The organism is Vibrio zhugei, from assembly GCF_003716875.1.
Lineage (GTDB): Bacteria > Pseudomonadota > Gammaproteobacteria > Enterobacterales > Vibrionaceae > Vibrio > Vibrio zhugei.
Genome location: NZ_CP033078.1, coordinates 1732614 through 1745459, shown reverse-complemented (window position 1 = coordinate 1745459; position 12846 = coordinate 1732614). Strand labels below are relative to the sequence as shown.

Here is a 12846-nt window from a genome sequence, read left to right as displayed (position 1 = left end):
AAGGAGGTAGAAATACCTCCTTTTTTTATATTCCATCATTGATTCCAGTCAGTTAACCCCCATATACTTCCATATGAATTAAGCGGAAGAGAGAAAAATATGAACTTGGAACGTTCCGAGCGTGTTGAGATCCCCGTACTACCTCTGCGCGATGTGGTGGTCTATCCACATATGGTTATCCCATTGTTTGTTGGTCGTGAAAAATCGATTCAATGTTTAGATGCTGCAATGGATAACAATAAGCAAGTTCTCCTTGTCGCACAAAAGCAGGCGGAGACTGATGAGCCGACAGTTTCAGACCTATTTGAGGTCGGAACGGTGGCCACTATCTTGCAATTACTCAAATTGCCAGATGGGACTGTAAAAGTGCTAGTGGAAGGTCAGCAGCGAGCAAAAATTGAAAACTTTATCGAAGGTGAGTATTTTTCTGCTGACGCGCAATTCCTAGCGACTCCCGAATTGGACGAAAAAGAGCAAGAAGTGATTGTTCGCAGTGCGATCAATCAGTTTGAAGGCTTTATTAAACTCAACAAAAAAATTCCACCTGAAGTACTGACGTCACTGAACGGCATTGAAGAAGCAGCCCGCCTTGCGGATACGATTGCAGCACATATGCCACTCAAGTTAGACGAGAAACAAAAGGTACTGGAAATTCTAGACGTAACAGAACGTTTAGAGTTTTTGATGGGCCAAATGGAATCGGAAATCGATCTGCTGCAAGTTGAAAAACGCATCCGTGGTCGGGTGAAAAAGCAGATGGAGAAATCTCAGCGCGAGTATTATTTGAATGAGCAAATGAAAGCCATTCAAAAAGAGCTTGGCGAGATGGATGATGCGCCTGATGAATTTGAAGCACTGCAACAAAAAATTGAACAGTCTAAAATGCCAAAAGAAGCGCGTGAAAAGACTGAACAAGAACTGCAAAAGCTAAAAATGATGTCGCCAATGTCGGCAGAAGCGACCGTTGTCCGCAGTTATATCGATTGGATGGTCAGCATTCCTTGGGCTAAGCGCTCGAAAGTCAAGCGTGATTTATCTAAAGCCGAAGACGTATTAAATGCCGATCACTATGGTTTAGAGCGTGTTAAAGAGCGTATCGTCGAATACCTCGCGGTACAAAGCCGTGTCAACAAGCTTAAAGGACCGATCCTTTGTTTGGTTGGGCCTCCAGGTGTGGGTAAAACCTCATTAGGTCAGTCAATTGCTAGTGCCACTGGACGTAAATACGTTCGCATGGCATTGGGTGGCGTACGTGATGAAGCGGAAATTCGTGGTCACCGCCGTACTTATATTGGCTCCTTGCCTGGCAAACTTATCCAGAAAATGGCGAAAGTAGGGGTTAAAAACCCACTATTCCTGTTGGATGAAATCGATAAGATGGCGGCGGACATGCGTGGTGATCCAGCGTCAGCGCTATTAGAAGTGTTGGATCCGGAGCAAAATAACTCGTTTAACGATCACTACTTAGAAGTGGATTACGACTTGTCGGATGTAATGTTTGTTGCAACGTCGAATTCCATGAATATTCCAGGCCCGTTATTGGATCGTATGGAAGTGATTCGCTTGTCGGGTTATACCGAAGATGAAAAACTCAACATCGCGAAACGTCACTTAGTGACGAAACAGATTGAGCGTAATGGCCTGAAAGAGAAAGAGATTACGATTGAAGACTCAGCCATCATTGGGGTAATTCGTTACTATACGCGTGAAGCGGGTGTGCGTAACCTCGAGCGTGAAATCTCCAAAATCTGTCGTAAAGCCGTCAAACGTATTCTTCTCAATAAAGATGAGAAACACGTTAACGTGTCGATGGACAACTTAAAAGACTTCCTCGGTGTGCAGCGTTTCGACTACGGTAAAGCGGATGATAACAACCGAGTCGGTCAAGTGGTTGGTTTGGCGTGGACAGAAGTCGGTGGTGACTTGCTGACTATCGAAGCGCAGTCTATGCCTGGTAAAGGTAAGATGACGCAAACGGGTTCCCTGGGCGATGTCATGCAAGAGTCGATTCAAGCTGCATTGACGGTCGTGCGTTCACGTGCTGAGAAATTGGGGATTAATCCTGATTTCTATGAAAAACGTGATATCCACGTTCACGTCCCTGAAGGGGCTACCCCGAAAGATGGTCCTAGTGCCGGTATTGGTATGTGTACATCATTGGTGTCTAGCTTAACGGGTAACCCTGTGAAAGCGGATGTTGCGATGACCGGCGAAATTACACTGCGCGGTGAAGTGTTGCCGATTGGTGGCTTGAAAGAGAAACTGTTAGCCGCTCACCGTGGTGGGATTAAAACGGTGCTTATTCCTAAAGAGAATGAGCGTGATCTTGAAGACATTCCTGCGAATATCATTGCTGATTTGGACGTGCGTCCAGTGCAATGGATCGATGAAGTTCTTAAGGTCGCTTTGGTTGAAGATCCAACAGGTATTGATTTTGCGCCTGTAAAAGAGTGATACGCAGCAAAATAAGTAAAAGATTACGCTGATAAGTTTAAAAAATGCTTGTCAGCGTTTTTTTTGAACGCTAACGTAAAGCCGTGTAGCGTTAGCCCTGTTATAACAAGGCTTGAGCTGGAGTTTTGGAATATTAATGGAAAAATCGGCACCCAAATCATTCGTCATGGTTGCCAAAGGGGATATACAGTGAATAAAACACAATTAGTAGAACAAATTGCAGCGAATGCTGACCTTTCTAAAGCATCAGCAGGACGTGCACTTGATGCGTTTATTGAAGCCGTGTCTGAATCATTACAATCGGATGATTCTGTTGCATTAGTGGGCTTTGGTACTTTCCAAGTACGTACTCGCGCAGCACGCACAGGACGTAACCCGAAAACTGGTGAAGAAATCCAAATTGCAGAAGCAAAAGTACCTGCATTTAAAGCGGGTAAAGCATTAAAAGATGCCGTCAACGAATAATCTTACAAATTGTTAGTCGGTTTCCCGTTAGAACTTTTTTTAATTATGCGCATCTTACTGATGCGCATTTCTTTTTCTGATATTATCGCGCTATTCCATATTGAACGACGTATCTAAATTACTTATCCGGAGAGCAATAACACTATGATGGATCGATTACGCGAAGGCGCTAATAGCATCGCGATCAAAGTTATTCTAGGGCTCATCATTTTATCTTTTGTGTTCGCAGGGATTGGCAGCTATCTCGTAAGTGGTAGCAACAATGCAGCAGCAAAAGTGGGTGATACCACCATTAGTCGTGCTAAATTTGAACAAGCATACCAAAACGAGCGCAATCGCATGCAGTCTCAAATGGGCGACTACTTTTCTAACTTATTAGGCGACCCATCTTATGTGGCCTCCTTTCGTAAGTCGGTTCTCGACCGTATGATTAACGATGCGTTGATCGAGCAGTACGCAAAAGAGTTAGGTTTGCGCGTCAGCGATAAGCAAGTTCGTGAGCAATTATTGCAAATTCCGGCTTTCCAAAAAGACGGTCAGTTTGATAAGAGTGTTTACCAAGCGGCGTTGCAACGTTCACAATTTACGCCAGATACATTTGCTGAGTACTTGCGTCAAGACATGCTACGGAATCAATTGATGCAGGCTATCCAATCGAGTGAATTTACGCTACCGGACGAAGTGAAGCAGCAAGCGGCATTGATTGGGCAAACGCGTTCAATTCGCACAATCACTTTGGATACTGCGGACTTTGCTAAAAAAATCTCATTGAAAGATGATGAAATTAAGCAATATTACCAAGAGCATCCGCAAGCGTTTACTCGTCCTGAGCAAGAAAAAGTTTCGTATCTTGAGTTATCAGCCAACGCATTGAAAGAAGGCATTACTATCTCGGATGATGCGGCCAAACAGTATTACGATGAGCATAAATCACAGTATTCAACGCCAGAGCAGCGTGATGTGAGCCATATCTTAATTAAAGGCGATGAACAACAAGCTCAAGCTATCTTAAAAGAACTGCATAACGGCGCGAAGTTCTCTGTCCTTGCCAAAAAAGAATCACAAGATGTAGGCAGCGCAAAACAAGGTGGTGAGTTAGGCTGGATCGAACGTAAAACCATGGACCCTAAATTTGAAGATGCGGCATTTGCATTGAAGAAAGCAGGGGATATTTCTGGTGTTGTAAAATCGTCTTTTGGTTACCACATCATCAAACTGAATGGAATCAAAGCACCTAAAGCGAAACCGTTTAGTGAGGTGAAAGACAAAATTGTTGCTGATCTCAAAGACCAAAAAGCCGTCGATAAATTCTATACACTGCAAGACAAGTTAGAAAAAGTAGCGTTTGAATCTCCAGATTCTTTGGATGCTGCCGCCAAAGCGATCGGTGTTCAGTATAAAACGACGGATTTCATCGGCATGAATGGTCAAGGTCCAGAGCTGCTTCAGAATCAAGACGTTCAAAAAGCGTTGGATAGCGAAGATGTTAAAGATGAAGGTTTGAACTCTAAAGTGATTCAGCTTGGTCCTGAAGATGTTGCCGTGGTTCGTGTTGAACAGACGCGTCCTGAGAAGCTATTACCGCTAGAAGAGGTTAAATCCGATGTCGTGAAGACCTTAACGACAATGAAAGCGGAAGACCAAGCGAATACATTGGCGGATAAAGTGATTGATGCACTGAATAAAGGCGATCAGTCGATTTTAAAAGCGAACGATTTAGCCTTCAGCAGCGAAAAAACCATTGATCGTAACTCAGCTCTTGCGAGTACCGTGTTCTCAATGGCGAAACCACAAAAAGGCAAAGTCAGTTATGAGCGTGCTCAAGATGAGAAGAATAATACCATCATTGTCGCACTCGATAGCGTTGCAACGAAAAGTGACGCTAAATTGAATGAGCAACTTGAACAGCAATTGCCACGTTTACTCTTGAAGCAAGACATTCAAGGCATTCTTTCCGTCCTTCGCGCGAATACAGATATTGAGTATTATGTGAAGTAGCATCGGCATGATGTGAAAGCGGGTGATAGATTACGACGGACTCTTTACAGAGTCCGTCGTAATTTTATCGGGCGAGGGCTTACTCTTTTGTGAGAGCTTGTATGATGAAAATGCTTAATCATACAAGGAGCACTGACATGAATATCCGCACACTTTTTATCACTCTTCTGTTTGCTTTTACGCTTTCCGGTACCGCAGCGATGGCCGATTCCTCAACACAGGTTGATGAGATTCAAATCACGGTCAACGTGAATCAGGCATCCGCAGAAGAACTGGCCACTTTACTCAATGGTATTGGCCAGTCCAAAGCGAATGCTATCGTGATGTATCGTGATAAAAACGGGCCGTTTAAAAGCAAAGAAGAACTCATGAAGGTCAAAGGTATTGGTAATGCACTCGTTGCGAAAAATGACGCACGTTTGCGTCTTAAGTAACCTTGATACCTTTTGATTTGAGAACAGAAAACTCAAGTATACACTTGAGTTTTCTAACTATTTACACTTCCACACATGACTAATTTCAATACAAAACTGGCGTAGCCGCAGGTTTATTATTATAATTTCACGCCAGCAGCGCATGGTGCATTCTTTCTGCGCAATTATCATATTATTGGAGTTTATACATGTCCTCTCACACCCCCGTCGTCACCGTAGATGGCCCCAGTGGAGCAGGCAAAGGAACGCTTTGCATGTTACTGGCTAAGAAACTTGGTTTTCACCTTCTTGATTCAGGCGCCATCTATCGAGTGTTAGCCTTGGCGGCCATTCACCATGGTGTGGACACAGACTCTGAAGACGCACTGGTACCACTGGCCACTCACCTCGATGTGCAATTTATTAGCGAAGGTGAATTGGTCAAAGTCATCTTAGAAGGTGAAGATGTGTCAGGTGACTTACGCAAAGAAGAAACAGGCATGGCCGCGTCAAAAGTGGCCGCACTACCGCGCGTCCGAGAGGCGTTATTACGCCGTCAGCGTGCCTTTGCGGATGGCAACGGTTTAGTCGCCGATGGCCGAGATATGGGCACGGTTGTTTTCCCTGACGCTCCAGTGAAAATATTCCTTGATGCCAGTGCCGATGAACGCGCTCGTCGCCGTTATAAGCAGTTGCAACTGAAAGGGTTAGATGTTAGATTTGACGCCCTTTTAAGCGAAATTCAGCAGCGTGACGATCGCGATCGTAACCGTGCAGTGGCACCGTTGAAGCCGGCTGATGATGCTTTATTGCTTGATTCAACCCGTTTATCTATTGAAGAAGTGGTCGAACAAGCATTACAATACATAGAATCTAAACTGTCTTGAACTCGATAGTATCAAGGCGGATAGAGCGTTGGTTGCAAGGATGATGACCGGCGAATTTAATAACCCCATGTGGTAGGATACCCGTGGACGTTTACTCAAATTGAAGATTATATAAATGACTGAATCTTTTGCTCAACTCTTTGAAGAGTTTCTAAACGAAACTGAATTCCAACAAGGTACTATCGTTAAAGGTACTGTTGTTGCTATCGAAAACGGCTATGTACTTGTTGATGCAGGTCTAAAATCTGAATCTACTATCCCAGCTGAACAATTCAAGAACGCTGCTGGCGAACTTGAAGTTGAAGTGGGTTCTGAAGTCGATGTTGCTCTAGACGCTGTAGAAGATGGTTTCGGCGAAACTCAACTTTCTCGTGAGAAAGCAAAACGTCACGAAGCTTGGATCGTTCTTGAGAAAGCTTACGAAGAAGCTGAAACTGTTGTTGGTATCATCAACGGTAAAGTGAAAGGCGGTTTCACTGTTGAACTTAACGGTATCCGTGCGTTCCTACCTGGTTCTCTTGTTGATGTTCGTCCAATTCGTGACACAACTCACCTAGAAAACAAAGAGCTAGAGTTCAAAGTAATCAAGCTTGACCAGAAACGTAACAACGTTGTTGTTTCACGTCGTGCTGTTATCGAATCTGAAAACAGTGTTGAACGCGAACAGCTTCTTGAAACGCTTCAAGAAGGTACTGAAGTTAAAGGTATCGTTAAGAACCTTACTGACTACGGTGCATTCGTTGACCTTGGCGGTGTTGACGGCCTACTACATATCACTGATATGGCTTGGAAACGCGTTAAGCACCCATCTGAGATCGTTAATGTTGGTGACGAAATCAATGTTAAAGTTCTTAAGTTTGACCGTGAGCGTACTCGCGTATCACTAGGTCTTAAACAGCTAGGTGAAGATCCATGGGTAGCAATCGCAGCTCGTTACCCAGAAGGTCACAAACTAACTGGTCGCGTTACTAACCTTACTGATTACGGTTGTTTCGTTGAAATTGAAGAAGGCGTTGAAGGTCTTGTTCACGTTTCAGAAATGGATTGGACTAACAAGAACATCCACCCATCTAAAGTTGTTAATGTTGGCGACGAAGTTGAGGTTATGGTTCTTGATATCGACGAAGAACGTCGTCGTATCTCTCTAGGTCTGAAACAGTGTAAAGCTAACCCTTGGCAAGAGTTTGCAGAAACTCAAGCTAAAGGCGACAAAGTCACTGGTAAGATCAAGTCTATCACTGACTTTGGTATCTTCATCGGTCTTGAAGGCGGCATCGACGGTCTAGTTCACCTATCTGACATCTCTTGGAACGCTCCTGGAGAAGAAGCAGTACGTGAATACAAGAAAGGCGACGAGATCTCTGCAGTTGTTCTAGCTGTAGACGCAGATCGTGAGCGCATTTCTCTAGGCGTTAAGCAAATGGAAAATGACCCATTCAATGCTTACGTTGCTGACAACAAGAAAGGCACTCTAGTTAACGGTACAATTACCGCTGTTGACGCAAAAGGTGCGAACATCGAACTTGCTGAAGGCGTTGAAGGTTACATCCGTGTATCTGAACTGTCTCGCGAGCGCGTTGAAGATGCAAGCTCAATCCTTAACGTTGGTGACAGCATCGAAGCGAAATTTACTGGTGTAGACCGTAAAAACCGCGTCGTTAATCTGTCTATCAAAGCGAAAGACGAAGCTGACGAGCAAGAAGCAATGGCATCACTGAACAACAAGCAGGATGAATCTGCGTTCGGTAACGCTATGGCTGACGCTTTCAAAGCGGCAAAAAGCGAGTAATCGTTTTTTGTGAGAGGGGGAGCCATAACGGCTCCCTTTTTTTGTTTACTTTTTAGTATTAATTCCTATTCTAACCACATGTTTGCACGTTTCTTACACACATTTTTATAATGGTTGTGTAAACTGGATCAAAGATTGAATAACTGACCGACGGCTTTCGTGACATTTATTGTCAAGTGTTTGTTGGAATTGGTATTACTGACTATAATGAGTTTTGAACAACTCAATGAGGGAAACTATGACTAAGTCTGAATTGATCGAAAGACTTTGTGCTGAAAAAACACATTTATCAGCCAAAGAAATTGAAGATGCGGTGAAAGACATTCTTGAACATATGGCATCTACGTTGGAAGGTGGAGAACGCATCGAAATTCGTGGTTTCGGTAGTTTCTCTTTACATTATCGTGAGCCTCGCATTGGGCGTAATCCTAAAACTGGTGAAAAAGTGGAGCTGGAAGGAAAGTATGTCCCTCATTTCAAACCAGGCAAAGAGTTACGTAAGCGTGTGAACGAAAGTCTCTGATAATACATCTTATTTGGATAAAGCGGCATGCCCTTCAGCGTGCCGTTTTTTTATAGTACGAATGTACATTAGGCGTGGTTTGCAAGCGTATTTTCCTGCATAATCTAGGGAAGCGATTCTTGGACTGGTGATAGATGATGAAAATTATTAAAGGCATATTGATTCTCGTTTTATTCTTAATTGCTCTGGCAATGGGCGCACAAAACCAGGCCGTCGTCACTTTCAATTATTTGTTGGCACAAGGACAGTTTCATCTTTCAACCTTGCTAGGCAGTGTCTTTCTTGTTGGCTTTCTATTGGCGTGGGGAATGTGTTATGGATTCTACTTCAAGTCGAAAGTAACCATACGCAAGTTGAACAAGCAATTGAAAAAGCACAACGCCAATAACGATGTTTCTAATGAGAACTGATTTACCGTATAAGGCTGTTTTTTAATGTTAGAAATCCTGTTCTTGCTATTACCAATCGCAGCCGCTTATGGTTGGTATATGGGACACCGCAGTGCCCAGCAAGAAAAGCAGAAGCAATCTCATCAAATATCTCGTCAATATGTCACGGGGTTAAACCTCTTATTGTCTGATCAATCGGACAAAGCGGTCGATCACTTCATCGAATTGCTTCAGGTTGATAATGACACCGTCGATACTCACCTCGCGCTCGGGAACCTATTTCGTTCTCGTGGCGAAGTCGATCGCGCCATTCGTATTCACCAAAACCTCATTTCTCGTACTGGGTTGACCATAGAACAAAAAAATATCGCCTTACAGCAATTAGCCAAAGATTATATGGTGTCTGGCTTTCTCGACCGAGCGGAACGCATTTTTGAACAGCTCGTTGATGAACCTGAGCATCGAGAGTCTGCTCTACAGCAGTTGACGGCGATTTATCAACAAACTCGTGAGTGGCATAAAGCCATTGAATGTGCGCAAGCATTGGTGAAGTCAGGTCGAACCAAAATGAAGCGCAGTATTGCGCATTTTTGGTGTGAAATTGCGATGCAAGAAAAAGCCGATGGGAATCATGACAAGGCGGTGCAACTTTTCAAGCGTGCTCTGCAGGTGGATCCAGAATGTGTGCGTGCAACGATGTCGTTAGGCAAGTTATATCTTGAATACGAAGAATACCAACGAACGGCAGAATTCATGCGCACAGTGTTGGAACAAGACATCGACTTTGTCGGTGAGGTGTTACCGATTATCGCCGACTGTTACCATCACTTGGGACAAGAGCACGAGCTGGTCCAGTTTTTACGAGCGTGTATTGCCAATAAGGCTGGCGTGTCGGCTGAGTTAATGTTAGCTCAGTTAGTTGCGAAACATGAAGGGACCGCATCGGCGCAAGATTTGTTGACCCGTCAGTTAGTGGTTAATCCCACCATGAAGGGGTTTTATCGTTTGATTGACTACCACATTGCTGAGGCGGAAGAAGGCCGTGCGAAAGCCAGCTTACTGACGCTTCAGAAGCTTGTCGGGGAACAAATGAAGGCTAAGCCTCATTATCGCTGTAAGCAGTGCGGTTTTGCCACTCACTCGTTGTATTGGCATTGTCCGTCTTGTAAAAGCTGGGGCACCATTAAGCCGATTCGTGGCTTAGATGGAGAGTAATCCACGAGAGATGCGAAAATTGAACGAAGAAGATAATGCAGCCAAGGTGCTGCATTTTGTTTGTGTAAAAAAGGAGTACGAATGAACGATTCAAAAATTATTGTTGCCCTAGATTATGAGCAGCAAGCGGATGCCTTGGCGTTTGTGGATAACATTGATCCGGACAGTTGCCGATTGAAAGTCGGTAAAGAGATGTTCACTTTGTTTGGTCCTCAGTTTGTGACGTCTTTGCATCAACGTGGCTTTTCTGTCTTTTTGGATCTGAAATTTCATGATATTCCAAATACGTGTTCTAAAGCTGTTCGCGCGGCTGCCGAGCTGGGTGTATGGATGGTGAATGTTCATGCGAGTGGCGGAGAGCGTATGATGACGGCGTCACGTGAGATTCTTGAACCTTATGGAAAAGATCGTCCATTGCTTATCGGAGTGACGGTGTTAACCAGTATGGAGCAGAGTGATTTGACCGCGATTGGTATTGACGGAGAACCTGCCTCCCATGTGAAGCGCTTGGCGACATTAAGCAAAAATGCCGGTTTGGATGGGGTGGTGTGTTCGGCACAAGAAGCCACGATGCTGAAAGCAGAGCTCGGACAAGCCTTTAAGCTAGTTACGCCAGGTATTCGTCCTGAGGGCTCTGTCGTCGGCGATCAGCGCCGAATTATGACGCCTAATCAAGCCATCGCAGCCGGGTCAGATTATTTAGTGATTGGTCGGCCGATTACTCAAGCGGCCGACCCCGCAGCTGTACTGGCAAGTATTAACGCAACACTATAATCGAGTTCGGATTCCATCGCCCCCTTCTTGCTATTGTTGGGGGGCTATTGAATATGGCCCTCTCAAATGACAGGTTTATACCCAGTTTGGTGTGCCGCTGTGAAAGCGTAATTCACCATCGTTGGCTTGAATGAGGTCGGCTTCTACACGTCCAAAATACGCAATGCGGTCATTGATATTGGTCCCAGCGATGTGTTCAGCGAGCGTGAGATAGTCTTGATAATGACGCGCTTCAGAGCGTAACAAGGAAATATAAAAACGCGCTAAGTCTTCATCAAGATATGGCGCCAAGCTGGCAAACCGTTCGCAGGAACGCGCTTCTATATAAGCGCCAATGATCAATTTATCGATGAGCGCTTCTGGCTCATAAGTCCGCATGTGCGACAGCATGCCCTTGGCGTAGCGACTGGCGGGTATCGATTCGTACGTCATACCACGATTGGTCAATATTTCTAAAACTTGATAAAAGTGATGCAGCTCTTCTTTTATCAGTAAGACCATTTTATCGATCAGTTCTTGGCTGTATGGCGAATCAGACTTTGCAAAGATGCGTTTGGAAATTTGGCTTTTGTCTTTTAGAGTCTCTAGCGACCCTACACCACGATAAACAAAGTCTTCATAAGGTTTAAACCATTCTAATAGCGAATGCTGACTGTCTTGATCCACGGCATATTTGCGAATCAGATACATCGCAGATTGGCCTGCTTTTAGCTCACACATCAAATGATCGAGGAGCAATAGGCGTAAATTATCAGGTTTACGTGCTTCTTCTAGCCATGCGAGAGGGGTTGGACAGCGCAAAAATTGGTGAATCGGGGTAAGCAATTCGTTGATGGTATCTTGTTTCATGATTATTTTCGTAAGGATAGTGCATTAAAAAGGGTCGTTGATACGACCCTAGAAAAAGAGAGTTCGGAATACTGAGCCGTCAGCTTACCATTTTTTCTTCTCGCCGAAGAGGGCTTCCATATCGCTGTCGTGCTCGTTTGATTCTACATGCTGAGATAAATCGGCTTCATGTTTGGATTGGCGTCGCTGTTCAAGTTCGTCAAACATTTTTTGAAGTCTTTCTCGTGCTTGTGTCGAATAGCTATCATTCTTGGAGCTGAGAACGTCTAAGCCTTTACGCAGTAGCTGCATCGCAGTACCGGGTTGACCACGCACAACGGAATCATGTGCTCGTTTGATGACATTTTCGATGTTGATACGGACTTGGATACCTTCTAAACGTGCATTTTCTGCAACAAAGGTTTGAGTATCTAATCGGCCTTTATTATGCTCGCTGCGTACCGTATCACGTAAGCGTTTCGTCAGTTTCAACATCACCAACGCTTGTTTATCGCTACTCGGCACTTTAAAAGGCGTACTTTCGCCGCCAGGATGATTGGCTTTTAAGTTGTCGATTTGTGAGCGCATGTTTTCCACGCGTTGTTGTGTGTTTTTGTCTTTTGGGTCCAGCTCTGACATGGCTTCTAAAGCATCCAGAATACGGACATTCAGGCACACCAACAGTTCCTTGCTAAAAGGCAGATGATGGGCATTCCCAATCAAATCTTCTGTTGCATCGATGATGGCTATATACTTTGATACTTCTTGTTTCTTGGATGATTCCAAGCGGACTTTGTACTGAAGCATAATATTGTAACCCAGTACCAATACCAATAAGACAGCAACAAGGCCGATAATTAAACCAATATTCATAAAATCCAAGTCTTCATAATTGAACGGCTAACGATTTAAGGATACACGATCTATCCTTACCAAGCACTACGTTGTCGAATTTATCTTCTTTGAATGCCCATAGAGAGTGATAGTATATCAATAAGTGTTGAGTTTGGGCGAAACTTGACAGTTTTTCCATAGAAACTCAGAAAACTTTAAGGTTACTTATCACATTTCCTTGTTTATTCTTTGAAAACAGACATATGATCACACAATG

The 12846-nt window shown here is 44.1% G+C and carries 12 protein-coding genes; 10 read left to right on the top strand and 2 right to left on the bottom strand.

Annotated elements, in window-relative coordinates:
- Window positions 1-99: 99 nt before the first annotated feature.
- The 10 genes from lon to pyrF all read left to right on the top strand — a co-directional run bounded on the left by lon (window position 100) and on the right by pyrF (window position 10907).
- Entirely contained in the window at window positions 100-2454 is a 2355-nt protein-coding gene (gene lon / locus EAE30_RS13310) for an endopeptidase La (protein ID WP_123016359.1), read from the top strand.
- 159 nt (window positions 2455-2613) lie between these two features.
- The gene (locus EAE30_RS13305; protein WP_261809164.1) at window positions 2614-2919 is read left to right on the top strand and encodes an HU family DNA-binding protein; all 306 of its coding nucleotides are present in this window, start codon (window positions 2614-2616) and stop codon (window positions 2917-2919) included.
- A gap of 144 nt (window positions 2920-3063) precedes the next feature.
- Window positions 3064-4917, top strand: a complete 1854-nt coding sequence (gene ppiD / locus EAE30_RS13300; protein ID WP_123016357.1) for a peptidylprolyl isomerase — start codon at window positions 3064-3066, stop codon at window positions 4915-4917.
- A 143-nt stretch (window positions 4918-5060) separates the two neighbouring features.
- The gene (locus EAE30_RS13295) at window positions 5061-5351 is read left to right on the top strand and encodes a ComEA family DNA-binding protein (RefSeq protein ID WP_199287106.1); all 291 of its coding nucleotides are present in this window, start codon (window positions 5061-5063) and stop codon (window positions 5349-5351) included.
- 188 nt (window positions 5352-5539) lie between these two features.
- Window positions 5540-6217, top strand: coding sequence for a (d)CMP kinase (cmk, locus tag EAE30_RS13290; RefSeq protein ID WP_123016355.1), 678 nt, complete (start codon window positions 5540-5542; stop codon window positions 6215-6217).
- 115 nt (window positions 6218-6332) lie between these two features.
- Entirely contained in the window at window positions 6333-8006 is a 1674-nt protein-coding gene (gene rpsA / locus EAE30_RS13285) for a 30S ribosomal protein S1 (protein ID WP_123016354.1), read from the top strand.
- A gap of 238 nt (window positions 8007-8244) precedes the next feature.
- Window positions 8245-8529 (top strand): integration host factor subunit beta, encoded by a 285-nt coding sequence (gene ihfB / locus EAE30_RS13280; RefSeq protein ID WP_123016353.1) that lies wholly within the window; start codon window positions 8245-8247, stop codon window positions 8527-8529.
- Window positions 8530-8666: 137 nt separating this feature from the next.
- Window positions 8667-8939 (top strand): LapA family protein, encoded by a 273-nt coding sequence (locus EAE30_RS13275; RefSeq protein WP_123017377.1) that lies wholly within the window; start codon window positions 8667-8669, stop codon window positions 8937-8939.
- A 24-nt stretch (window positions 8940-8963) separates the two neighbouring features.
- Window positions 8964-10133, top strand: a complete 1170-nt coding sequence (gene lapB / locus EAE30_RS13270) for a lipopolysaccharide assembly protein LapB (protein WP_123016352.1) — start codon at window positions 8964-8966, stop codon at window positions 10131-10133.
- 81 nt (window positions 10134-10214) lie between these two features.
- Window positions 10215-10907 (top strand): orotidine-5'-phosphate decarboxylase, encoded by a 693-nt coding sequence (gene pyrF / locus EAE30_RS13265; RefSeq protein WP_123016351.1) that lies wholly within the window; start codon window positions 10215-10217, stop codon window positions 10905-10907.
- Window positions 10908-10982: 75 nt separating this feature from the next.
- Here the strand turns inward: pyrF and miaE are convergent, their stop codons facing one another.
- Complete coding sequence (gene miaE, locus EAE30_RS13260) at window positions 10983-11756, bottom strand: tRNA isopentenyl-2-thiomethyl-A-37 hydroxylase MiaE (protein WP_123016350.1); 774 nt, start codon at window positions 11754-11756, stop codon at window positions 10983-10985.
- An 84-nt stretch (window positions 11757-11840) separates the two neighbouring features.
- Window positions 11841-12608, bottom strand: coding sequence for a DNA repair protein (locus tag EAE30_RS13255; RefSeq protein ID WP_123016349.1), 768 nt, complete (start codon window positions 12606-12608; stop codon window positions 11841-11843).
- Window positions 12609-12846: the final 238 nt, after the last annotated feature.